Annotated in this window: 20 protein-coding genes; 19 read left to right on the top strand and 1 reads right to left on the bottom strand. The window is 72.1% G+C overall.

The annotated features are described in order from the left end of the window. The first annotated feature begins 2 nt into the window (after positions 1-2). The 8 genes from lysA (at position 3) to ACUYMY_RS11430 (ending at position 10,508) form a co-directional block, all read left to right on the top strand. Positions 3-1,571, top strand: coding sequence for a diaminopimelate decarboxylase (gene lysA, locus ACUYMY_RS11465; protein WP_481703683.1), 1,569 nt, complete (start codon positions 3-5; stop codon positions 1,569-1,571). Positions 1,572-1,588: 17 nt separating this feature from the next. Further along, on the top strand, positions 1,589-2,932 hold the full coding sequence (locus tag ACUYMY_RS11460; protein WP_481703682.1) for a homoserine dehydrogenase: 1,344 nt from the start codon (positions 1,589-1,591) through the stop codon (positions 2,930-2,932). Next, positions 2,932-4,074 (top strand): threonine synthase, encoded by a 1,143-nt coding sequence (gene thrC, locus ACUYMY_RS11455; protein ID WP_481703681.1) that lies wholly within the window; start codon positions 2,932-2,934, stop codon positions 4,072-4,074. The genes ACUYMY_RS11460 and thrC overlap by 1 nt, the downstream gene beginning before the upstream one ends. After that, on the top strand, positions 4,074-5,099 hold the full coding sequence (gene thrB, locus ACUYMY_RS11450) for a homoserine kinase (RefSeq protein WP_481703680.1): 1,026 nt from the start codon (positions 4,074-4,076) through the stop codon (positions 5,097-5,099). Before thrC ends, thrB begins: the two co-directional genes overlap by 1 nt. Positions 5,100-5,381: 282 nt before the next feature. Beyond that, the gene (gene rho, locus ACUYMY_RS11445) at positions 5,382-7,580 is read left to right on the top strand and encodes a transcription termination factor Rho (protein WP_481703679.1); all 2,199 of its coding nucleotides are present in this window, start codon (positions 5,382-5,384) and stop codon (positions 7,578-7,580) included. Between the two features lie 91 nt (positions 7,581-7,671). Further along, the gene (prfA, locus tag ACUYMY_RS11440; RefSeq protein ID WP_481703678.1) at positions 7,672-8,745 is read left to right on the top strand and encodes a peptide chain release factor 1; all 1,074 of its coding nucleotides are present in this window, start codon (positions 7,672-7,674) and stop codon (positions 8,743-8,745) included. A gap of 7 nt (positions 8,746-8,752) precedes the next feature. Further along, entirely contained in the window at positions 8,753-9,700 is a 948-nt protein-coding gene (locus tag ACUYMY_RS11435; RefSeq protein ID WP_481703677.1) for a N5-glutamine methyltransferase family protein, read from the top strand. 43 nt (positions 9,701-9,743) lie between these two features. After that, positions 9,744-10,508, top strand: a complete 765-nt coding sequence (locus ACUYMY_RS11430; RefSeq protein ID WP_481703676.1) for an L-threonylcarbamoyladenylate synthase — start codon at positions 9,744-9,746, stop codon at positions 10,506-10,508. Here the strand turns inward: ACUYMY_RS11430 and ACUYMY_RS11425 are convergent. Then, positions 10,435-11,433 carry an NAD-dependent epimerase/dehydratase family protein gene (locus tag ACUYMY_RS11425; protein ID WP_481703675.1) on the bottom strand — a complete coding sequence of 333 codons (999 nt, stop codon included), beginning with the start codon at positions 11,431-11,433 and terminating at the stop codon, positions 10,435-10,437. The genes ACUYMY_RS11430 and ACUYMY_RS11425 overlap by 74 nt on opposite strands. A 105-nt stretch (positions 11,434-11,538) precedes the next feature. Here ACUYMY_RS11425 and ACUYMY_RS11420 point away from each other — a divergent pair, with 105 nt between their 5' ends. The 11 genes from ACUYMY_RS11420 to ACUYMY_RS11370 all read left to right on the top strand — a co-directional run bounded on the left by ACUYMY_RS11420 (position 11,539) and on the right by ACUYMY_RS11370 (position 22,567). After that, a complete protein-coding gene (locus ACUYMY_RS11420) occupies positions 11,539-13,341 on the top strand; it encodes a glycosyltransferase (RefSeq protein WP_481703674.1) in 1,803 nt (600 codons plus the stop codon). A gap of 112 nt (positions 13,342-13,453) precedes the next feature. Beyond that, a complete protein-coding gene (locus ACUYMY_RS11415) occupies positions 13,454-15,313 on the top strand; it encodes a polysaccharide biosynthesis protein (protein WP_481703673.1) in 1,860 nt (619 codons plus the stop codon). Continuing rightward, positions 15,310-16,341: an MraY family glycosyltransferase gene (locus ACUYMY_RS11410; protein WP_481703672.1), complete on the top strand. Its 1,032-nt coding sequence runs from the start codon at positions 15,310-15,312 to the stop codon at positions 16,339-16,341. The genes ACUYMY_RS11415 and ACUYMY_RS11410 overlap by 4 nt, the downstream gene beginning before the upstream one ends. A gap of 118 nt (positions 16,342-16,459) precedes the next feature. Continuing rightward, positions 16,460-16,951: a hypothetical protein gene (locus ACUYMY_RS11405; protein ID WP_481703671.1), complete on the top strand. Its 492-nt coding sequence runs from the start codon at positions 16,460-16,462 to the stop codon at positions 16,949-16,951. Next, the gene (locus ACUYMY_RS11400; protein WP_481703670.1) at positions 16,944-17,273 is read left to right on the top strand and encodes an AtpZ/AtpI family protein; all 330 of its coding nucleotides are present in this window, start codon (positions 16,944-16,946) and stop codon (positions 17,271-17,273) included. The genes ACUYMY_RS11405 and ACUYMY_RS11400 overlap by 8 nt, the downstream gene beginning before the upstream one ends. Positions 17,274-17,360: 87 nt before the next feature. Further along, entirely contained in the window at positions 17,361-18,161 is an 801-nt protein-coding gene (gene atpB / locus ACUYMY_RS11395; RefSeq protein WP_481703669.1) for a F0F1 ATP synthase subunit A, read from the top strand. Positions 18,162-18,229: 68 nt separating this feature from the next. Beyond that, entirely contained in the window at positions 18,230-18,433 is a 204-nt protein-coding gene (gene atpE, locus ACUYMY_RS11390; RefSeq protein WP_005268527.1) for an ATP synthase F0 subunit C, read from the top strand. Between the two features lie 56 nt (positions 18,434-18,489). After that, complete coding sequence (locus ACUYMY_RS11385; protein ID WP_481703668.1) at positions 18,490-19,041, top strand: F0F1 ATP synthase subunit B; 552 nt, start codon at positions 18,490-18,492, stop codon at positions 19,039-19,041. Next, on the top strand, positions 19,041-19,874 hold the full coding sequence (locus tag ACUYMY_RS11380; protein ID WP_481703667.1) for a F0F1 ATP synthase subunit delta: 834 nt from the start codon (positions 19,041-19,043) through the stop codon (positions 19,872-19,874). Before ACUYMY_RS11385 ends, ACUYMY_RS11380 begins: the two co-directional genes overlap by 1 nt. A gap of 87 nt (positions 19,875-19,961) precedes the next feature. Beyond that, positions 19,962-21,599 (top strand): F0F1 ATP synthase subunit alpha, encoded by a 1,638-nt coding sequence (gene atpA, locus ACUYMY_RS11375; protein WP_481703666.1) that lies wholly within the window; start codon positions 19,962-19,964, stop codon positions 21,597-21,599. A gap of 77 nt (positions 21,600-21,676) precedes the next feature. Continuing rightward, on the top strand, positions 21,677-22,567 hold the full coding sequence (locus ACUYMY_RS11370; protein ID WP_481703665.1) for a F0F1 ATP synthase subunit gamma: 891 nt from the start codon (positions 21,677-21,679) through the stop codon (positions 22,565-22,567). Positions 22,568-22,615: the final 48 nt, after the last annotated feature.

The raw sequence follows: 22,615 nt of genomic DNA, 5'->3' as shown, positions 1-22,615 counted from the left end.
CAGTGGGACAGACCGCACCGGCGCCCGCCTCGAGCGGCGCCTCGCCGCTCGCGCCCGCCTGGCTGGACGTGCCCGCGGACCTCAACGCGCTCGAGCCCAAGATGTGGGCGCACGACGTCGAGCGGACCGCGGGCGGGGAGCTCGCCGTCGGCGGACTCGGCGTCGCGGAGCTCAAGGAGCGCTTCGGCACCCCCCTGTTCGTGCTCAGCGAGGCGGACTTCCGCCGGCGTGCGCGCGAGTTCAAGGACTCGTTCGACGCCGCGTTCGCCGACGTGTGCGGCGGCGTCGACGTCTACTACGCGGGCAAGTCCTTCCTGTGCAGCGCCGTGGCCACGTGGGTCGCGCAGGAGGGCCTGCGCCTCGACACCGCCTCGGGCGGCGAGCTCGCCGTCGCGGCCAAGGCGGGCCTCGCGGGCGAGTCCATCGGGCTGCACGGGAACAACAAGTCGGACGCCGAGATCGTCCGCGCGCTCGACATGGGCGTCGGGCGGATCATCGTGGACAGCCTCGACGAGCTCGAGCGCGTGGCCCGGATCGCTGCCGCGCGGGGCACGGACACCCCCGGCGCCGTGCCCGACGGCGGCGACGCCGGCACCGAGGCCCCCCGGGCCAAGGTCATGCTGCGGCTCACGCCCGGCGTCCACGCGCACACCCACGAGTTCATCGCGACCGCGCACGAGGACCAGAAGTTCGGCCTCTCGATGGCGCCGGGCACGGCCAGCGCGGGCTTCGTCGGCGAGCACGGCGGGGCCGCTGCCAGCGCCGCGGAGGAGGCCGTCGCGGCGGCCGTGGACCACGACAGCATCGAGCTGCTCGGCGTGCACTGCCACATCGGCTCGCAGATCTTCGACCCCGAGGGCTTCGAGCTCGCGGCCGTGAAGCTCCTTGAGTTCGTCGCCGCGATGCGCCCGGCCTACGGCGCGGCCCTGCCCGAGCTCGACCTCGGCGGCGGCTACGGCATCGCCTACCTGCCCGGGGACACCCCCCGCCCGCCGGCCGAGATCGCCCAGGCACTGGCCGGCGTCGTGCGCGACACGTGCGCGCGGCTCGGCATCGACGCCCCGCGCATCTCGATCGAGCCCGGCCGCGCGATCGTCGGCTCGACGACGTTCACGCTGTACGAGACGGGGACGATCAAGGACGTCGTCGTCGATGTGCCAGGCGCGGATGCTCCGGACTCCGCCGATGCCACGGCCGCATCCACTGCCATACGGCGTTATGTCTCCGTGGACGGCGGCATGAGCGACAACGCGCGCCCCGTCCTGTACGACGCCGACTACTCGGTCACGCTCGCGTCCCGCACCTCGGCCGCGCCCGCCCAGCTCACGCGGGTCGTGGGCAAGCACTGCGAGAGCGGCGACATCGTCGTGCGCGACGCGTACCTGCCCGGCGACGTGCGGGCGGGGGACCTGCTCGCCGTGCCGGGCACCGGCGCGTACTGCTGGGCCCTGGCGAGCAACTACAACTACCTCGCCCGCCCCGGCGTCGTGGCCGTCGACGGCGGGTCCGCCCGCTGGATCGTGCGCGGCGAGACCGAAGAAGACCTGCTCTCGCGCGACATGGGAGCCTGAAGCTGATGGGAGACCGAATGACGGACAGGACCCTGAAGGTCGCGCTGCTGGGCGGCGGCACGGTCGGCGCGCAGGTCGCGCGCATCCTCCTCGACGACGCCGAGGCGCTCACCGCGCGGGCCGGGGCCCGCCTCGAGCTCACGGGGATCGGCGTGCGCAACGTCGACGCCCCGCGCGACGTCGACCTCCCGCGCGAGCTCTTCACGGCCGATTCCGAGGCCCTCGTCGAGGGCGCGGACCTCGTGATCGAGCTCATGGGCGGCCTCGAGCCCGCCCGCACGCGCATCCTGCAGGCGCTCAACCGCGGCGCGTCGGTCGTGACCGGCAACAAGGCCCTCCTGGCCCAGGACGGCGCGGCGCTCTTCGACGCGGCCGAGCGCACGGGCGCCGAGCTGAACTTCGAGGCCGCGGTCGCGGGCGCGATCCCGATCATCCGGCCCATCCGCGAGAGCCTCTCGGGCGACCGCATCACGCGCGTGCTCGGGATCGTCAACGGCACGACCAACTTCATCCTCGACGCGATGGACACGACCGGGGCGCAGTTCGCCGACGTCCTCGCGGAGGCGCAGCGCCTCGGCTACGCCGAGGCGGACCCGACGGCCGACGTCGAGGGGCTCGACGCCGCGGCCAAGGCGGCCATCCTGGCCTCGCTCGCGTTCCACACGCGCGTCTCGCTCGACGACGTGCGGTGCGAGGGGATCACCAAGGTCAGCGCCGAGGACATCGCCGCGGCCCAGGACGCGGGGTTCACGATCAAGCTCCTCGCGATCGCCGAGCTCGTCTCGACGCCGGGCTCGAACAGCGCCGAGGGCGTGAGCGTGCGCGTGCACCCGACCCTCCTGCCGCGCAAGCACCCGCTCGCCGCGGTCCACGGCGCCTTCAACGCCGTCTTCGTCGAGGCCGAGAACGCGGGCTCGCTCATGTTCTACGGCGCGGGCGCCGGCGGTGCCCCGACCGCGTCGGCGATCATGGGCGACGTCGTCTCCACCGCCCGCCGGCTCGTCCAGGGCGGTCCCGGGCGCACCAACACGTCCACGCGCGACCTGCCGATGGTCGGCCCCGAGTCCGTGACGACGAGCTACAGCATCGGCCTCGAGGTCGCCGACCAGCCCGGAGTCCTCTCCCGCGTCGCGTCCGTGTTCGCCGATCACGGGGTCTCGATCGAGACGATGCGCCAGCGCATCGACGGAGCCGGAGCCCAGGGCGTGCCCAGCGGGCGGGCGCTGGCCGACGGGCGCGCCGAGCTGCGCTTCGTCACCCACGCGGCCTCCGAGGCCGCCCTCGCCGCCACCGTGGCGGACATCAGCAACCTGGACGTCGTCGAGTCCGTGACGAGCGTCCTGAGAGTCGAAGGAGTCTAGTGGCCCACCAGTGGCGCGGAGTCATCCGCGAATACGCCGACCGCCTGCCCGTCACCGAGTCGACCCGGGTCATCACCCTGGGCGAGGGCGGCACGCCGCTTGTGCACGCCCAGAAGCTCTCCGAGCTCACGGGCTCGGACGTGTACCTGAAGGTCGAGGGCATGAACCCGACCGGCTCCTTCAAGGACCGCGGCATGACCATGGCCATGACCGCCGCCGTCGCGGCCGGCGCGAAGGCCGTCGTCTGCGCCTCGACGGGCAACACGTCCGCCTCCGCCGCGGCCTACGCGACCGCCGCGGGCCTCACGTGCGCCGTCCTCGTCCCCGAGGGCAAGATCGCGCTCGGCAAGCTCTCGCAGGCGATCGCCCACGGGGCGACCCTGCTCCAGGTCGACGGCAACTTCGACGACTGCCTCGAGATCGCGCGCAAGCTTGCCGAGTCCTACCCGGTGTTCCTCGTGAACTCGGTCAACCCGGCCCGCATCGAGGGCCAGAAGACGGCCTCGTTCGAGATCGTCGACGCCCTCGGCGACGCCCCGGACATCCACGTCCTCCCGGTCGGCAACGCGGGCAACATCTCCGCGTACTGGAAGGGGTACAAGGAGTACGCGAAGGACACGGTCTACGGTGAGTCTGAGGAGACCGCCGCCGAGGGGACTGAGGACAGCCGCACCCTCCCCGCCGTGTCGACGAAGCTTCCCGTCATGTGGGGCTTCCAGGCGGCCGGGGCCGCCCCGTTCGTCGCGGGCCACCCCATCACGCACCCCGAGACGATCGCCACTGCGATCCGCATCGGCAACCCGGCCTCGTGGGACACGGCCGTCGCCGCGCGCGACGAGTCCGGCGGCCTCATCGACGCCGTGACGGACGAGGAGATCCTCGTCGCGCACCGCTGGCTGTCCGCCAAGGAGGGCGTCTTCGTCGAGCCGGGCTCCGCCGCGTCGGTCGCGGGCCTGCTCAAGCAGCACGCCGCCGGCAAGGTGCCGAGCGGGAAGACGATCGTCTGCACCGTCACGGGCCATGGGCTCAAGGACCCGCAGTGGGCCCTGCGCACGGAGGACGGCAGCGAGGTCGAGCCGGTCAAGGTGAGCAACGACGTCGTGGCCGTCGCCGCCGCGCTGGGGCTCGAGTCGGCCGTCTGATGTCGGCAGTTCCCCGCGAGCAGGATCTCGGGCTGCGCCTCGTCCGGCCGGGACAGCGCGTCACCGTGCGCGTCCCGGCCACGAGCGCCAACCTCGGCCCCGGCTACGACAGCCTGGGCATCGCCCTGGCCCTGTACGACACCGTCACCGTCGAGACGTCGGACGACGGCGCACTCGAGTTCGACCTGCGCGGCGAGGGCGCGGAGTCCCTCCCGCGCGACGAGAGCCACCTCGTGGTCCGCACGATCGACGCGGCCCTGGCCCGCCTCGGCTACGCGCGCTCGGGCCTCAGGCTCACGGCGGAGAACGTGAGCCCCCACGGCCGCGGGCTCGGCTCGTCGGCGTCGGCCACTGCCGCCGCGGTCCTCGCCGCCGCGGCGCTCGTCGATCCGGCCGACAGGCCCAGCCGCGAGTGGGCGCTCCAGCTCTGCAGCGAGATCGAGGGGCATCCGGACAACGTCGCGCCGGCCATCTTCGGCTCTCTCGCGCTCTCGTGGCAGGAGGGCGAGTCGTTCCGCACGGCCGTCGCCGAGGTCGTGGACACGGTGGTCCCGATCGTTGCGATCCCGGACTTCGAGCTCTCGACCGAGCTCGCCCGCTCGCTCCTGCCCTCCTCGGTCCCGCATCATGCCGCGGCGGCGAACTCGGGCCGCGCCGCGCTGCTCGTGCACGCGCTCACGCGGGACCCGTCCCTCCTGCTCCCGGGCACCGAGGACTACCTGCACCAGAGCTACCGCTCGACGGCCATGGAGCCGAGCGCCGTGCTCATCGAGCGACTGCGCGCCGAGGGGCATGCGGCGGTCGTCTCGGGCGCGGGGCCGACGGTGCTCGTGCTCGCGGACGGCGAGGACGAGGCGGACGAGGTCCAGGCGGCGGTCGAGCGGTTCGCGCACGGCGACGGCGCCGGGACGCTGGACGCGGAGCAGGGTGGGCAGTCGGTGGTCACATGGCGTGTTCTGCGGCTGGCCGTTGACCGCGAAGGTGCTAGAGTGGAGGTTGCACCCGCGGTGAATCTGCCTCAGTGAGGCGTACCGGGTTTCTAGAAGCCTCTTGCGCCCCTTCCTGATGCCAGGTTCCCGGCAGAGGGTGCCGCCCCTCCAGCTCTGCAGCCGGTCAGGCTGCTCGCGGCTGTCCCCGCAAGCAGCTCACTGATCCTCCCGCACGCTCGGGGCGGGCTGTTCGACTACGGCCCTGCCCGGCCTTTCGGCCCCGCAGTGCCCCCAGCCTGGCCGCCGCTCGAGTCGGTGGCCACGACCACGCTGCGCTGGCTGACGAAGCTCGCGTAGTCGACTCCGGAAGGATCATCCGTGACACAGACCACTGAGCTGACCCCAGCCGTGGAATCCTCCGCCACCGAGTCCAAGGGCATTGCCGGCCTCAAGCTGGCGCAGCTCCAGGCTCTGGCCTCCCAGCTGGGTATCACCGGTGGGTCCCGCATGCGCAAGGGCGATCTCGTCGCCGCGATCTCCGCGCACCAGAAGGGCGAGCCCGTGAGCCGCCCCTCGGGCCGCGGCGCCGCGAAGGCCGCCCCGGAGACTGCGGCGCCTGAGGCCGCCGCGGGCCAGGCTCCGGCCGAGGCCGCTGCCGCCCCTGCTTCTGCCGAGGCCGCCGCTGAGGCCCCCAGCCGTGGCCGCGGCCGGACCCGCCGCCGCGCGGGCAGCGACGGCGTCGTGACCGCCGGTGCTGCGGCTGCCGCGGCCGCCGCTGGCGTCGCCGCGCCCGAGGCCGCGCCGGCTCAGCCTGCCATCGAGCAGCCGACCCTCGAGCAGGCCGCCGAGGCCCCGGCCGAGGCCACGCGTCCGAGCCGTGCGCGCGGCCGCAGCCGCCGCGCCGAGGCCGCCCAGGGCGCAGCCGCCGAACAGGCAGTCGCCGGGCAGGCAGTCGCCGGGCAGCCGGCCGCGACGGCCCCGTCCGAGGCCGCCGCGCCCGTGACGGAGGCCCCGGCTGAGGCCCCTGCCGAGCAGGCCGCTGTGCAGGCTCCCGCTGAGCGGGCTCCGGAGCAGGCCGCCGAGGCCGCCCCCGCCGAGGCCGGCGAGGGCCGCCGTCGCCGTGGCCGCGAGGGCCGCGAGGGCCGCGAGCGTGGAGACGAGGGCCAGGAGCGCCAGCCGTCCCGCCGCGAGCGCGAGGAGGCCGAGGAGGAGGGCGGCCGCCGCTCCCGCCGCTCGCGCCGTGGACGTGACCGCGACCGCGAGGGCATGGACCAGAGTGGGCGCCCTGACCGCAACGAGCGCTTCCGCGACCGCAACGAGCGGCGCGGCGATCGCCGCCGGGGCGCCGGCCCCGAGGTCGACGAGACCGAGGTGACCGAGGACGACGTGCTCGTGCCCGTCGCCGGCATCCTCGACGTGCTCGAGAACTACGCGTTCATCCGCACGTCCGGCTACCTGCCGGGCCCGAACGACGTCTATGTCCCGCTCGCGCAGGTCAAGAAGAACGGGCTGCGCAAGGGCGACGCCGTCGTCGGCGCCATCCGCGCCCCGCGCGACGGCGAGGACGGCGGCAACCCGGGCAATCCCGGTGGCCGTCAGGGCCAGGGCGGACGCCAGAAGTTCAACGCGCTCGTGCGCGTCACGAGCGTCAACGGCAAGACCGCCGAGGAGATGAAGGGCCGCGTCGAGTTCAACAAGCTCGTCCCGCTCTACCCCTCCGAGCGCCTCCGCCTCGAGACCGAGCCCAAGAAGATCGGCCCGCGCGTCATCGACCTCGTCGCGCCGATCGGCAAGGGCCAGCGCGGCCTCATCGTCTCGCCGCCCAAGGCCGGCAAGACGCTCATCCTGCAGTCCATCGCGAACGCGATCACCATCAACAACCCCGAGGTCCACCTCATGATGGTGCTCGTGGACGAGCGGCCCGAAGAGGTCACGGACATGCAGCGCTCGGTCAAGGGCGAGGTCATCGCCTCGACCTTCGACCGCCCCGCGGACGACCACACGACGGTTGCCGAGCTCGCGATCGAGCGCGCCAAGCGCCTCGTGGAGATGGGCATGGACGTCGTCGTGCTCCTCGACTCGATGACCCGCCTCGGCCGCGCGTACAACCTCGCGGCGCCGGCCTCGGGCCGCATCCTCTCGGGCGGTGTCGACTCGGCCGCGCTCTACCCGCCGAAGCGCTTCTTCGGCGCGGCGCGCAACATCGAGAACGGCGGCTCGCTGACGATCCTCGCCACGGCGCTCGTCGAGACCGGCTCCAAGATGGACGAGGTCATCTTCGAGGAGTTCAAGGGCACCGGCAACATGGAGCTCCGCCTGTCCCGCGCCCTCGCGGACAAGCGCATCTTCCCGGCCGTGGACGTCAACGCGTCCGGCACGCGCCGCGAGGAGAACCTGCTCTCGCCGGAAGAGGTCAAGATCATGTGGCGCCTGCGCCGCGTGCTCTCGGGCCTCGACACGCAGCAGGCCCTCGAGCTGCTCACGACGAAGATCCGCGAGACGGGCTCGAACGTTGAGTTCCTCCTCCAGGTGCAGAAGACGACGCTCGCCTCCAAGGGCGAGAACGACAAGCACTAGCGACTCTCGGCGGCGGCCGGCCCTGGGCACCCAGGCGCCGGCCGCCGTCGTCAGTGTTTAAGTTTGACGAGACGACGAAAGGCCCCCCGACATGTTCGAGTCCGTGCAAGGACTGCTGGACGAGCACGCTGACCTGCAGAAGCAGCTCAGCGACCCCGCCGTGTACCAGGACCAGGCGCTCGCGCGGAAGCTCGGCCGCCGCTCTGCCCAGCTCAACGGCATCGTCGAGGCCTACGGCCGCTGGAAGCAGCTCGGCGACGACCTCGAGGCCGCGCGCGAGATGGCCGCGGAGGACCCGGAGTTCGCGGCGGAGGTGCCGGACCTCGAGGCTGGCCTCGAGACCGCCCAGGAGAGGCTGCGCCGACTCCTCATCCCGCGCGACCCGAACGACGCCCGCAACGTGATCCTCGAGGTCAAGGGGGGCGAGGGCGGCGACGAGGCGGCCCTGTTCGCGGCCGACCTGACCCGCATGTACACGCGGTTCGCGGAGTCGAAGGGCTGGAAGACCGAGATCCTGTCCTCGACCGAGTCGGACCTCGGCGGCTACAAGGACATCCAGATCGCGGTCAAGGGCTCCTCCAACGACCCGGCCGACGGCGTCTACGCGCACCTCAAGTTCGAGGGCGGCGTCCACCGCGTCCAGCGCGTGCCCGTGACGGAGTCGCAGGGCCGCATCCACACGTCCGCCGCGGGCGTGCTCGTGTTCCCCGAGGTCGACGAGCCCGAGGAGATCGAGATCAACGCCAACGACCTCAAGATCGACGTGTACCGGTCCTCGGGGCCCGGCGGCCAGAGCGTCAACACGACCGACTCGGCCGTGCGCATCACCCACCTGCCCACGGGCATCGTCGTGGCGATGCAGAACGAGAAGTCGCAGCTGCAGAACCGCGAGGCCGCGATGCGCGTCCTGCGCTCGCGCCTCCTCGCGCACCAGCAGGAGCAGATCGACGCCGAGAACGCCGAGCAGCGCAAGTCCCAGGTCCGCACGATGGACCGCTCGGAGCGCATCCGCACCTACAACTACCCCGAGAACCGGATCGCGGACCACCGCACGGGGTACAAGGCGTACAACCTCGACGCCGTCATGAACGGCGATCTCGGCCCCGTCATCCAGTCCTGCATCGACATGGACGAGCAGGCCCGCCTCGACGCGATCGGCGAGTGAACATTCAGTGAACGGGCAGCCCGAGGGTGCAGGCGCGACGGCGCACGAGGACCTCGGCACCGCCCTGCGCTCGGCAGCGGCCCTGCTCGCCGAGGCGGGGGTGCCGAGCCCGCGGGCCGACGCCGAGCAGCTCGCCGAGCACCTGCTCGGCTGCGGCCTCGGCCCGCTGCGCGCCCTCGCGATCACGGGCGCGCCCGTGCCGGCGGGCTTCTGGGACCTCGTGTCCGAGCGGGCCCGAAGGATCCCGCTCCAGCACCTCACGGGCGTCGCGCACTTCCGCCACGTCAGGCTCTCCGTCGGGCCCGGGGTCTTCGTGCCCCGGCCGGAGACCGAGGGCGTCGTGCAGCTCGTGCTCGACTGGCTCGCGGAGCGCTTCGGGCCAGTACAGTCCGGACAGGATGGGCAGTCTGGGCAGGATGGGCAGCATGGGCAGCCCGCGCAGTCCCGGCGGCCCGTCGTCGTCGACCTCGGCACGGGCTCGGGCGCGATCGCGGCCTCGATCGCCCACGAGCACCCCGGCAGCGAGGTCCACGCGGTCGAGCTCTCGGAGCTCGCCTACGCGTGGGCGCAGCGGAACCTCTCGCCCTACGGCGTGGACCTCGTGCTCGGGGACCTGCGCACGGCCTTCCCCGCGCTCGACGGGACGGTCGACGCCGTCGTGAGCAACCCGCCCTACATCCCCGCCGAGATGGTCCCGCGCGACCCCGAGGCAGCCGAGCACGACCCGGACCTCGCCCTCTACGGCGGGGGAGGGGACGGCCTCGAGATGCCGCTCGCGGCGGCCGCCACCGCCGCCCGGCTCCTGCGCCCCGGCGGGTTCTTCGCCATGGAGCACGCCGAGGTGCAGGGCGAGCCCATCGCCCGGCTCCTCGCCCGCGACCCGGCGTGGACCGCCGTCGCCTCGCACGCGGACCTCAACGGCCTCCCGCGCGCGACGAGCGCGGTGCGCGCCTGAGCCCGGTCCGGACGGCAGGGCCCCGCGTGGAAGAATGGGGGCCGTGACGACCACGACCTACAACTGCACGGATCCGGAACAGCGCGCCGAGGGCCTCGCCCACGCCCAGCGCGCGATCGCCCAGAAGCGGTGCGTGGTGATGCCGACCGACACGGTCTACGGCATCGCGGCCGACGCGTTCTCCGCCCAGGCCGTCGCGACGCTCCTCGCGGCGAAGGGCCGTGGCCGCTCGATGCCGCCGCCCGTGCTCATCCCGCGCCTGCAGACCATGGACGGGCTCGCGACCGAGGTCCCCCCGGCCGCACGGGCCCTCGCCGAGAGGTTCTGGCCGGGGCCGCTCACGCTCATCGTGCACGCCCAGCCCTCGCTCACGTGGGACCTCGGCGAGACCCGCGGGACCGTCGCCCTGCGCATCCCCGACGACGAGCTCGCCCAGGCGCTGCTGACCATCACGGGCCCGCTCGCCGTCTCGAGCGCCAACCGCACGGGCCAGGCCGCGGCGCAGACCGGGGCCGAGGCGCGCGAGCAGCTCGCGGAGAGCGTCGAGGTGTATCTCGAGGACGGCTTCCGGCCGCGGAATGCCGCGGACCCGGGTGGGCCGGGGAGCGGCGTGCCCTCGACCATCGTCGACTGCACGGGAGAGCGCCTGCGGATCGTCCGCGAGGGGGCGCTGAGCCTCGCAGAGCTCCGGGACGTCGCGCCGGAGCTGCTGGGCAAGGACGAGGAGCCTGCGGCTACCGGTGCGTCCGATGCAGCCGGACCCGCGCCGCAGCAGCCTCCCGCAGCACAGCAGCAGCCCGGGGAGTAGGCAGCACCCCGGCCTCCTCGGCCCAGCCGGGCGCCTGCGCCTGGCCGAACCACATGACCTCCGCCCGGCGCACGGCCCCCTGGAGCCGCCCGCCCGCGAGCCGCGAGAGCGCGTAGCCCGCGGCCACCGCCCCCCGGCACAGCGGCGCGGGAAGCCGCAGCGGGGCGCGCCCGCCGGCCGCCTCGAGCACGCCGCGCACGGTCATGCCCTCCCACGGCTGGAGCACGAGCAGCCGGTCCGGCTGCGCCTCGGCGACGTCGACCGCGAACTGCGCGAGCGCCGCGAGCGAGCTGACGGGCGACGGCGCGTCCCCGGCCCCGGCGACAGAGGCGAGCGGCGAGGCGGCGACGCGGGCGAGCGACGCCGTCGTGCCCCGTCCCGGGCCCTGGACGCTCGTGGCGCGCAGCACCGTCAGCAGGCCCTCAGGCAGCCGCGGGGCGAGCAGCCGCAGCACGGACTCGCCGAGGGCCTTCGAGCGCGAGTACGGCGAGAAGGGGCTGGCCTCCCACGTCTCGTCGAGGACCGGGCGCTCGCCCTGCACCGCCGCGCTCGAGAGGTGCACGAGCCGCGCCGCGCCGGAGCGCGCGCACGCGAGCGCGAGCACGGCCGGCCACAGGGCGTTGGCGCCGTAGAGCAGGTCGTCCTCGGCGGCGTCGGGCGAGGCGAGGCCGGCGGCGTTGACGACGAGGGCGCGGGGGGTGATGCCCGCGGCCACGCGGGCGACGAGGTCCTCCCGGGCCTCAGCGGCCTCGAGCACGGCCTCGGGCCTGCGGGCTGAGGTTGCGAGCCGCTCCGCGCGCGAGGCCTCGAATCGCAGGCGCCGGGCGGTCAGCTCCTCCGCGACCCCGCCGCCCACGAAGCCTCCCGCGCCGAACACGAACCAGTGCGGGCGGGCATGCGGGAAGTGCGGCGTCTTCTCGGGCATGCCCACTATCGTAGGCGGGCAGGACGTCAGCGAGGTCCGGAGCACCTGCGCGCAGCAGGTATCGTGAACGTGCCCAGCCCCCCGCAAAGAGGTCCTGAACGCACTATGAGCCGTGCCCCCCGCGTCGTCGCCGTCGTCGTGAGCTTCAACCGCCGCGAGCTCCTGGCCCGCACCCTCGCCGGGATCGCGGGCGGCGAGCTGCTGCCGGCCGCGGTCGTCGTCGTCGACAACGCCTCGACGGACGGCTCGGCGGACATGGTGCGCGGGCTAGACCTCGGCCCCGGCCTTGTCGTTGACCTCGTCGAGCTTCAATCCAACGTCGGCGGTGCCGGCGGCTTCACGGTGGGGATCGAGCGCGCGGTCCTCGACCATGCTGCGGACCTCGTGTGGGTCATGGACGACGACACCGAGCCGCAGCCCGGCACGCTCTCGGCCGCGGTGCAGGCGTGGACCGACTATGCACCCGCCCCCGAGCAGCGTCCTACCGTCATGGCAAGCCGCGTCGAGTGGACCGACGGCCGGGAACATCCGATGAACACGATGGACGAGTGGTTCGCCGCGACGCCCGAGCAGAGGCGCCGGGCGGCCGCCGTCGGCGCCAAGGCGATCCGCAGCGCATCGTTCGTCTCGTGCTTCCTCGCTGGCGACGCGGTCCGCGCCCTGGGCCTGCCCATCGCGGAGTACTTCCTGTGGGGCGACGACTTCGAGTACACGACGAGGCTCGCCCGGTTCCACGACGCGATCCAGGTCCCCGCCTCAGTCGTAACGCACCACACCAAGACGTTCGGCACGACCGACGTCGACCCGGGGCCGCGCTTCTACTACGAGGTCCGCAACCGGTTCTGGCTGTACGGGCGGGGCCGGTCTCTGGCGCTGTGGGAGCGCCTGGCCTTCACCTTTGCGACGGCGAGGATCTGGGTGCGCACCTTCGCCAAGTCCACGGACCGCCGCACCCTCGCGGGCTGTCTTGTCCGGGGCGTCCGCGACGCCGTCCGGGCCCCCCGACCCAACGCCGAGGTGCTCGACGGCGTCTACCCGCTGCGCCCGGTTCCCGCCCCGCCCCCGGCCGAGGAGTTGACGGCCGGGCAGCCCTTCAGCCTCCTCATGCCCGTGTACGGCGGCGACACCCCCGAGCGCTTCCGCCGCGCCCTCGCGTCGAGCACCCGCGAGCAGGAAAGGCCCCCGGCGGAGGCCGTCATCGTGCGCGACGGGCCGGTGGGCGCCGAGCTGCAGGCCGCGCTCGACGAGGCGGCGGACATCGCCGGGCCCGGCACCCAGGTGCGGGTCATCGAGCTCGCTGACAACGCGGGCCTCACTTCGGCCCTCACCATCGGCCTCGCGGAGTGCACGCACGCCGTCGTCGCCCGGGCGGACGCTGACGACGTCTCGCTCCCGCGGCGCTTCGCCGCCCAGCTGCCGGTCATCGAGGCCGGCGCGGACCTCGTGGGCAGCGCGATGGACGAGATCGGGGACGACGAGGACGTGGTCCTCGCGCACCGGGCCGTGGAGACGGCGCCGTCGGCCATCGCGCGCACGGCCCACGCACGGAACCCCTTCAACCACCCGACGGTGGTGTTCCGGCGCGCGGCGGTCGACGCCGTCGGGGGCTACCGGCACGTGCCCGCGGCGGAGGACTGGTGGCTGTGGGCGCGGATGATCGCGGCGGGCGCCAACGTGCGCAACCTCGCCGAGCCGCTCGTGCGCTACCGGGTCTCGGGGGGAGCCTACGAGCGCAGGGGAGGCCTGCGAGCGTTCCGCGGCGACGTCGTCGTCCAGGGCCAGTTCCTCGTAGGCGGCTTCGTCGGCCCCGGGCAGTGGCTGCGCAACGTCGGCGTGCGCGCCGCCTACCGGTTCCTGCCGACCTCGGTGCGCACCCGGCGCTACCGTCGGATGGTCGCCCCCCGGTGACCCCCGGCGTCGTGCGCCGGACGGGGGCGGCGCACGAATCGGAGTATCTTGGTTCAGCATCACGCCAGGCCGCGAGAGCGGCCGCCCGCAAGAGAGAGTCACTGAAACGACCATGACCGAGCGCGCAACCACTCCGGAGGCCCCCAGGCCGGTGCTGTGGCGCTGGATCCAGTTCATCCTCGACGCCGGCGCCTGGACGCTCGCGATCCTCATGGCCGTGGTCCTGCGGTACGAGCTCACGGAGCAGACCATGGCGCCCAACGGCGTCGCGGTCTTCGCCCTGCTCGCGATCGGCAGCCAGGCCCTGGTCGGGTTCAGCATGGCGCTGTACCAGGGCCGGCACAGCTTCGGGAGCTTCGAGGAGGCCAGGCTCCTCGTCGCCGTGACGCTCATCGTCGCGACGATCCTCGTCCTGCTCAGCACGTTCCTCGGCTTCACGCTCCAGATCCCACGCAGCACGGGTGTCATCGCGTTCCCGTTCGCGGCCCTCTTCATGGCCGCGACGCGGTACGCCAAGCGCATGGTCGTCGAGAGCAAGGCCAAGCCCGGGGCGAACGCGCAGCAGGCCCTCGTCTACGGTGCGGGCTTCCTCGGGACCAACCTCGTCACCCGCATGATGCAGGACCCGGCCTCGCCCTACTTCCCGGCGGGCTTCGTGGACGACGACCCCGCGAAGAAGCACCTGCGGGTCTCCTCGGTCCAGGTGCTCGGCACGGGAGACGACCTGCCGGAGCTCGTCCGGCGCACGCGCGCGACGGTCCTCATCCTCGCCTTCGCCTCCGCGGACGCGGCCTTCATCCGCGGCGTCTCGGACCACGTCGCGGGGCTCGGGGTCAAGGTCCTCGTCCTGCCGCCGCTGAAGGACATGCTCGGCGGCGGCTCGCACAGCGTCACCGACTTCCGCGAGGTCGCGGTCGAGGACCTCATCGGCCGGCGGCCCGTGGACATCACGGTCGAGGACATTGCCGGGTACATCACCGGCAAGCGTGTCCTCGTCACGGGGGCCGGCGGCTCGATCGGCTCGGAGCTGTGCCGCCAGATCCACCCGTTCGAGCCGGCCGAGCTCATCATGCTCGACCACGACGAGACGGCCCTCCAGCAGACGCAGATCTCCCTCACGGGCCGAGGCCTCCTCGCCGGCAACGACACCGTGCTCGCGAGCATCCGCGACGGCGAGACCCTCGCCGCGGTCTTCGCCGAGCGCCGGCCCGAGGTCGTGTTCCACGCGGCGGCCCTCAAGCACGCGCCGCTGCTCCAGCAGTACCCGGCAGAGGCGTGGAAGACGAACGTCCTCGGCACGCTCAACGTCCTGCGCGCCGCCGAGGCCGCCGGGGTCGAGGCCTTCGTGAACATCTCGACGGACAAGGCCGCCGCGCCCACGACGGTCCTCGGGCACTCGAAGCGCATGGCCGAGCGGCTCACGGCGTGGATGGCCGGGCGGACGGGGCGCAAGTACGTCTCGGTGCGCTTCGGCAACGTCATGGGCAGCCGCGGGTCCATGCTGCCCCTCTTCTCGGAGCAGATCCGCAACGGCGGGCCCGTCACCGTGACGCATCCCGAGGTCACGCGCTTCTTCATGACGATCCCGGAGGCGTGCCAGCTCGTGATCCAGGCCGGGGCCATCGGCACCGGGGGAGAGGTGCTCATCCTCGACATGGGCGAGCCCGTGCGCATCCTCGACGTCGCGCGCCGCATGATCGCGATGTCGGGCCGGGACATCGAGATCGTCTACACGGGCCTGCGGCCGGCCGAGAAGCTCCACGAGGACCTCGTCGACCCGGACGTCGCGGACGTGCGCCCCCTGCACCCGAAGATCTCGCATGCGTCGGCCTCCGGCATCGCGCCCGACCAGCTCGACTACGACCGCTGGCTCGCCGAGTGCGAGCGCAGCGAGGAGGCCATGATCGAGGCCAAGGTGCAGGAGGAGACCGAGCTCTCGCACGAGAGCCTGCGGGGATCGGGGGCGGCATGAGCGTGCTGCCGGGCGAGGCGCCCCTGGCCCTCCTCGCGGGCATCGTCGCCTTCATCGTGAGCGCGGTCCTGCCCGTCGTCGCCCACCCGCTCCTCGCCCGCCTGGGCGTCGTCGACCTGCCGAGCGAGCGCTCGTCCCACACCCGGCCGACCGTGCGCGGCCTGGGGCTGACCATCGCCGCCGGCCTCGCCGCGGGCTGGGCCGTCGCCTTCGCGACGGGCGCCGCGGGCGACGGCGTGTGGCTCGCCGCGTGCGTCGTCGCCGGGTCCGCGGCGGCCGCCGCCGTCGGCTGGGCCGAGGACCTGAGGGGCCTGTCGATCGTGAGCCGCGCGGGCCTGCAGCTCGCGCTCGGCGCCGCGGGGACGCTCGCGCTCCTGCTCGTGACGGGCAAGGGGCTCTGGTGGCTGCCGTTCGGCGCGATCGCGGTCGCCGCGTACATCAACGTCGCGAACTTCATGGACGGCGTCAACGGGATCTCGGGCCTGCACGCCGTCGCCGTCGGCGGGCTCTACGCGGCCGCCGGCGCCGTCGTGGGCCAGGCCTGGCTCGTCGCCGCGGGGATCCTGCTCGCGGCCGCCTTCGCCGGCTTCCTGCCCTGGAACCTCGTGCGCGGCCGCATGTTCATGGGCGATGTCGGCAGCTACCTGCTCGGGGCGAGCATCGCGTTCGCCGCGGTCGCCGCGTTCCTCGCCGAGATCAGGCTCGAGTACGTCTTCTCGCCCGTCCTCGTGTACCTCGCGGACACGTTCACGACGCTCGTGCGGCGCATGGCCGCCGGGAAGCGCTGGTACGCCTCGCACCGCGAGCACGTGTACCAGCGGCTCACGGACGTCGGCCTGAGCCACGTCGCCGTCTCCGCGCTCGTCACCGCCGCGACCCTGCTCGTCGGGGCCGCGGGGTTCTACGCCGTGTCCGCGGTGCCCGCGGGGACCATCGCCGCGCAGGCGGGCGCCGCCGTCGTGCTCGTGGCCTACCTGACCTCGCCCCGCTGGATCGGCGCGCTCCGGCGGGCCGGACGCCGGGTGTGACGGGCGCATGACGGAGCGGTTGGGCGGGGGAGAGCCTCGAGTTCTATGGCGTGTAGAATAGACGTGACCTTCCCACCGCCGGCCTCCTGACATGCAGGCCGCCGACGATCGGCATGACATGACCCGAATGACGCACCGACTGGGCCGCTCCGGCCCTCGGGGCGTCGTCGGCTCCCCATGGCTCGGTCTCGCGGTCCGGTGCACCGGCGCCAGCGCTGCCGTCGCGGCCGTGCTCGCCGGCGTCGCACTGTTCGTCGGGGGACCGGCCGGAGGCCCAGGCGCCGCCGGGAGCGTTGCGTTCGCGGCCGGCGTCGTCATCGCGTTCTTCGCGATCAGCCTCCTGGCCGGGCACGCGTTCGGCCGCCGGAACCCCTCCGGCGCGATCGGCGCGTTCGCCGTGGTCTACGTGCTCAAGATCGTCGGATTCGCTGCGCTCCTGCTGTGGCTCGGTCGGCCCGAGTGGGTCGACGGCCCCTGGTTCGGCGCCTCCGGGATCGTGACGGTCGTGGTGTGGCAGGCCGTGGAGGTCATCTCCTTCGGCCGGCTGCGCCTCCTGATCTTCGATGACTCGGATGGCTCCAAGGCTCGTGAGGAGGGGCCCCGTGGCTGACCGCGACGAGCGCCTCGGCGGCCGCGGCGAAGGCGCTGGAAACCCTGAAAACGGCCCAGAGAACGGTACCGGCGGCGACGGCGGCTACAACGCCGGCATGGCGGTCTTCAGCTACGTCATTGGCGGGATCGTTGTCTGGAGTTTGATAGGGTGGGGGCTGGACAATCTCCTGAAAACCCGCTGGCTTGTGCTCGCTGGCGCCCTCGTGGGGATTGCCGGCGGCATCTACCTGACCATCAAGCACGGGCTCTTCTCGCAGCGTCGCACGGATCCCCACGGGAGCACCGACGGCCGGGATGCGACGGGCGAGGAGCGCGGCTGATGGAGCACCCGAAAATTTCACATGTGGGGGACGAAGCCACTCGCCCCAGCATCTGCCCGACGATGGACACTGCAGAGAGGAATTGCGTTGACCCCGCTCGCGCTTCCGGCCGCTGACGACGGCGCCTTCACCCCGCCCACCCTCGAGGACATGCACCTCCCGGCCATCTTCCCCTGGGGCGAGGGCGAGGGCTTCTCGAAGCAGATGCTGCTCGTGCTCCTCTCGGTCGTCTTCATCGCCTGGTTCTTCATCGCAGCATCGCGCAAGGGCCAGCTCGTCCCGGGCAAGCTCCAGTTCCTCGGCGAGAGCGCGTACGGCTTCGTGCGCAACTCAATCGGCAAGGACATCATCGGCGGCAGGGACTTCATGAAGTTCGTCCCGCTCCTGTTCGCGCTGTTCTTCTTCATCCTCGTGAACAACATCTACGGCGCCGTCCCGTTCTTCCAGCTGCCGACGATGTCGCACGTGGGCGGGGCGTACTTCCTCGCCGGCTTCGTCTACGTGGTGTGGATCGGCGTCGGCCTGCGCAAGTACGGCCCGCGCTTCATCAAGCTCACGATCGTCCCGAGCGGCGTGCCGTGGTTCATCCTCCCGATCGTCGTCCCGATCGAGATCATCTCGAACTTCATCGTCCGCCCGATGACCCACAGCCTCCGTCTCTTCGCGACCATGCTGGCAGGCCACCTCGTCGTCGCCCTCGCCGGCTCCGGCATCGCGTTCCTCATCGCCCAGGAGAACATCCTCCTCCAGGGCACGTCGCTCCTCGTGCTGGTCGGCGCGACCGCCATGTACATGCTCGAGGCGCTGATCATGGTCCTGCAGGCCTACGTCTTCACGCTGCTGACCGCGATCTACATCCAGGGCGCGCTGCACGCCGACGCCCACTGAGACTTCCCCCTCAAGGGGGATGAACCGAACCGCTAATCTGCCCGCGCGGGCATTGTGAAAGGAAAACAATGGAAGGCAACCTCAACCTCGTCGGCTACGGTCTCTCCGCTATCGGCGGTGCCATCGGCGTGGGTCTCGTCTTCGCTGCCTACATCAACGGTGTGGCCCGTCAGCCGGAGGCCCAGCGCGTCCTCCAGCCGATCGCGTTCCTTGGCCTCGCGCTGACCGAGGCGCTCGCGATCCTCGGTCTCGTGTTCGCCTTCGTGCTCTGATCCAGCACGAGGCACAACACCGAGCCAGTACCGAGTAGATAGGAGGGGTGGAGCATATGAACACGCTCATTGTTCGCGCCGCCACCGAGGGCGCCGCGAGCCCGCTCATGCCGAACTGGTGGGAGGTGCTCGTCACCGCCATCGGCTTCGCCGTGCTGCTCTTCATCGTCGTCAAGTTCGTCGTCCCGGCGTTCGAGAAGACGTTCGCTGAGCGTGCCGAGGCCATCGAGGGCGGCATCGCCAAGGCCGAGAAGGCCCAGGCTGAGGCTTCCGCCGCCCTCGAGGAGTACAAGAAGCAGCTCACGGACGCCCGCACCGAGGCCAACCGCATCCGCGAGGAGGCCCGCGCCGAGGGCGCCCAGATCCTCGCCGAGCTCAAGGAGAAGGCTGCGGCCGAGTACGACCGCATCACCGAGCAGGCCCACGCGCAGATCGAGGCCGAGCGCCAGCAGGCGGTCGCATCGCTCCGTGCCGAGGTCGGCACGCTGGCCACGACGCTGGCCGGCCGCATCGTCGGCGAGTCCCTGGACGACGACGAGCGCGCCTCCCGCGTGGTGGACCGCTTCCTCGACGAGCTGGAGTCCCAGAACGCAGGTGCAGCGAAGTAATGGCAGGAGTATCGAGCGAATCGCTGGCCGCAGCGCTTGCGGACCTGGAGACCACGCTGCCCACGGCCTCGCTGTCGCTGGCACGCGAGCTGTTCGGTGTCCTGGGCATCTTTGACAGCTCCGCGGGCCTGCGCCGGGCGCTGACCGATCCGTCCCGCGAGGGCGCGGAGAAGTCGGCCTTGGTGCGCAGCCTGCTGGAGGGCAAGGTGTCCGCCGACGCCGTCGAGATCACGGCCAAGCTGGCCGCCTCGCGGTGGGGCGACGCCCGCGACATCAGCGATGCACTCGAGACCCTTGCCTCGACCGTGGCGATCGCCGTGGCCGAGCAGGGCGCCGGCGCGTCGAACGGGCTCGGCGGTCTGGAGCGCCTCCAGAACGACCTGTTCGCGTTCAACCGCGTGGTCGAGGGCAACCACGAGCTCCAGGCTGCCCTGACCGAGCCGCAGGCGTCCGCCGAGGCCAAGCGCTCCCTCGCACTCCGGATCGCTCCGGAGGCGTCGGAGGAGGCGAAGCTCCTCATCGGCCAGGCGGCCGCAGCTCCGCGCGGGGCCAAGCCGACGGCGCTCGTCGAGAAGTTCGCCGCACTCGCCGCGAGCCGCCAGAAGCGCTGGATCGCCGAGGTCGCCGTCGCGCGCCCGCTCACGGCCGTCCAGGCAGAGCGCCTCCAGGCGGGGCTCAACGGCCTCTACGGCCGCGAGCTCAAGATGAACACGACCGTGGACCCGCTGCTGATCGGCGGACTCCGCGTGACGGTCGGCGACGAGGTGCTCGATGCCTCGACCGTGGCACGGCTCGGGGAGCTGCGCCGCCAGCTGGCCGGGTACGCCCGCTGAGGCAGCACACTTCGTAGTAGACAATCCGGTCATCGCAGACAGATCCGCTCCGATGACCATGACACTCAAGAGAGCAGGGACTGCAAGATGGCCGAATTGACCATCAACGCCGACGACGTCCGCAATGCGCTGAATGACTTCGCGGCTTCCTACGAGCCCGGTACGGCTGAGCGCGTCGAGGTCGGCCGTGTGACCACCGCGAGCGACGGCATCGCCCGTGTCGAGGGCCTCCCCTCGGTCATGGCGAACGAGCTCCTCCGCTTCGAGGACGGCACGCTGGGCCTGGCCCAGAACCTCGACGTCCGCGAGATCGGCGTCATCATCCTCGGCGACTTCACCGGCATCGAGGAGGGCCAGGAGGTGCACCGCACCGGCCAGATCCTCTCGGTCCCGGTGGGCGACGCCTTCCTCGGCCGCGTGGTCGACCCGCTCGGCCAGCCGATCGACGACCTCGGCCCGATCGCGGCCGAGTCGTCCCGTGCCCTCGAGCTCCAGGCGCCGGGCGTGACCCAGCGCAAGTCGGTGCACGAGCCGATGCAGACCGGCCTCAAGGCCATCGACGCCATGATCCCGATCGGCCGCGGCCAGCGCCAGCTCATCATCGGCGACCGCCAGACGGGCAAGACGGCCATCGCCGTCGACACCATCATCAACCAGAAGGCCAACTGGGCCTCGGGCGATGTCGTGAAGCAGGTCCGCTGCATCTACGTCGCGATCGGCCAGAAGGCCTCGACGATCGCGGCCGTGCGCCAGACCCTCGAGGACCACGGCGCGCTCGAGTACACGACGATCGTCGCCTCCCCGGCGTCCGACCCGGCCGGCTTCAAGTACCTCGCGCCGTACGCGGGCTCCGCGATCGGCCAGCACTGGATGTACGGCGGCAAGCACGTCCTGATCATCTTCGACGACCTGTCCAAGCAGGCCGAGGCGTACCGCGCCGTGTCGCTGCTCCTCCGCCGCCCGCCGGGCCGCGAGGCCTACCCGGGCGACGTGTTCTACCTGCACTCCCGCCTGCTCGAGCGCTGCGCCAAGCTCTCGGACGAGCTGGGCGCGGGCTCGATGACCGGCCTGCCGATCATCGAGACCAAGGCGAACGACGTCTCGGCGTACATCCCGACGAACGTCATCTCGATCACCGACGGCCAGATCTTCCTCCAGTCGGACCTGTTCAACGCGAACCAGCGTCCTGCGGTCGACGTCGGCATCTCGGTCTCCCGCGTCGGCGGCGCCGCGCAGGTCAAGTCGATGAAGAAGGTCTCGGGCACGCTCAAGCTCGACCTCGCCCAGTACCGCGACATGCAGGCGTTCGCGATGTTCGCGTCGGACCTCGACGCCGCGTCCCGCCAGCAGCTCACCCGCGGTGCGCGCCTCATGGAGCTGCTCAAGCAGGGCCAGTACACGCCGTTCCCGGTCGAGGAGCAGGTCGTCTCCATCTGGGCCGGCACGAACGGCCACCTGGACGACGTCCCGGTCGAGGATGTCCGCCGCTTCGAGGCGGACTTCCACGACTACCTCAAGCGCAAGACGTCGGTCCTGACCACGCTCGGCCAGACCAACGTCCTGGACGACGACACCGTCGAGGCCCTCAAGTCCGCCGTCGTGGACTTCAAGAAGGGCTTCTTCGGCGAGGGCGATGACCGCCTGGTCGGCGCCGGCCACGAGGAGCACGACGCTCTGGCCGAGGGCGACGTCACCCAGGAAAAGATCGTCAAGCAGAAGCGCTGATTCCCTGCTGCTGAGCGGATGGGCCGGGGCCCGCAGCCCCGGCCCGTCCGTCAAGCGAGGGTGAGGAAAGGACAAGAATGGGAGCCCAGATCCGGGTCTACCGCCAGAAGATCGCCTCGACGACGTCGATGCGCAAGATGTTCAAGGCGATGGAGCTGATTGCTACCTCCCGCATCGGCAAGGCCCGCGCCCGTGTGGCCGCGTCCCTGCCGTACGCGAATGCCATTACTCGCGCCGTTTCTGCTGTCTCCTCTTCGTCCGAGATCGACCACCCGCTGACCACCGAGCCCACTCAGGTGCGTCGTGCGGCGGTGCTGGTCCTCACGGCAGACCGAGGCCAGGCCGGCGCCTACTCGGCCAGCATCCTCAAGCAGGCCGAGTCGCTCACCGAGCTGCTGCGCGGAGAGGGCAAGGAGGTGGCCACGTACCTGGTCGGCCGCAAGGGCCAGGCCTACTTCGACTTCCGCGGCCGCGCCTACGAGCAGGTGTGGACCGGTGGCACCGACAATCCCGAGTTCGCCACGGCCCGGGAGATCAGCAAGGTCCTCCTCGAGGCCTTTGCGACCCGGTACGAGGACGGTGGGGTCGACGAGATCCACGTCGTCTACACGCAGTTCAAGTCGATGGTGGTGCAGGAGCCGACCGTCGTCCGCCTGCTTCCCCTCGAGGTCGTCGAGGAGAGCGCCACGGACGCGAACGAGCTCCTTCCGCTGTACGAGTTCGAGCCGGAGCCCGAGCGCGTGCTCGACGCGCTCCTGCCGCGCTACATCGAGTCGCGGATCTTCGCGGCGATGCTGCAGTCGGCGGCCAGCGAGCTGGCGTCGCGCCAGCGGGCGATGAAGAACGCGGGCGACAACGCGACGGACCTGATCAAGAAGTACACGCGACTGCGCAACACCGCCCGCCAGGCGGAGATCACGCAGGAGCTCACCGAGATCATCGCCGGCGCCGACGCCCTCAACGCCTGAGCCGGACGGCGCGCAGGCACCACTGAATAGACTGATTCCACGCCATCT

It is taken from the genome of Sinomonas sp. T428B, assembly GCF_056780155.1.
Note: the sequence above shows the minus strand (reverse complement) of the source record. Positions and strands in the feature narration are given on the sequence as shown.

Excerpts from the sequence above, each read along its gene's own strand:
- ACUYMY_RS11385 (WP_481703668.1), top strand. The coding sequence starts at position 18,490 with ATGAACACGCTCATTGTTCGCGCCGCCACCGAGGGCGCCGCGAGCCCG.
- atpE (WP_005268527.1), top strand. The coding sequence starts at position 18,230 with ATGGAAGGCAACCTCAACCTCGTCGGCTACGGTCTCTCCGCTATCGGC.
- thrB (WP_481703680.1), top strand. The coding sequence starts at position 4,074 with ATGTCGGCAGTTCCCCGCGAGCAGGATCTCGGGCTGCGCCTCGTCCGG.
- ACUYMY_RS11380 (WP_481703667.1), top strand. The coding sequence starts at position 19,041 with ATGGCAGGAGTATCGAGCGAATCGCTGGCCGCAGCGCTTGCGGACCTG.
- ACUYMY_RS11410 (WP_481703672.1), top strand. The coding sequence starts at position 15,310 with ATGAGCGTGCTGCCGGGCGAGGCGCCCCTGGCCCTCCTCGCGGGCATC.
- ACUYMY_RS11405 (WP_481703671.1), top strand. The coding sequence starts at position 16,460 with ATGACCCGAATGACGCACCGACTGGGCCGCTCCGGCCCTCGGGGCGTC.
- ACUYMY_RS11415 (WP_481703673.1), top strand. The coding sequence starts at position 13,454 with ATGACCGAGCGCGCAACCACTCCGGAGGCCCCCAGGCCGGTGCTGTGG.
- atpA (WP_481703666.1), top strand. The coding sequence starts at position 19,962 with ATGGCCGAATTGACCATCAACGCCGACGACGTCCGCAATGCGCTGAAT.
- prfA (WP_481703678.1), top strand. The coding sequence starts at position 7,672 with ATGTTCGAGTCCGTGCAAGGACTGCTGGACGAGCACGCTGACCTGCAG.
- ACUYMY_RS11420 (WP_481703674.1), top strand. The coding sequence starts at position 11,539 with ATGAGCCGTGCCCCCCGCGTCGTCGCCGTCGTCGTGAGCTTCAACCGC.
- ACUYMY_RS11460 (WP_481703682.1), top strand. The coding sequence starts at position 1,589 with ATGACGGACAGGACCCTGAAGGTCGCGCTGCTGGGCGGCGGCACGGTC.
- ACUYMY_RS11370 (WP_481703665.1), top strand. The coding sequence starts at position 21,677 with ATGGGAGCCCAGATCCGGGTCTACCGCCAGAAGATCGCCTCGACGACG.
- ACUYMY_RS11425 (WP_481703675.1), bottom strand. The coding sequence starts at position 11,433 with ATGCCCGAGAAGACGCCGCACTTCCCGCATGCCCGCCCGCACTGGTTC.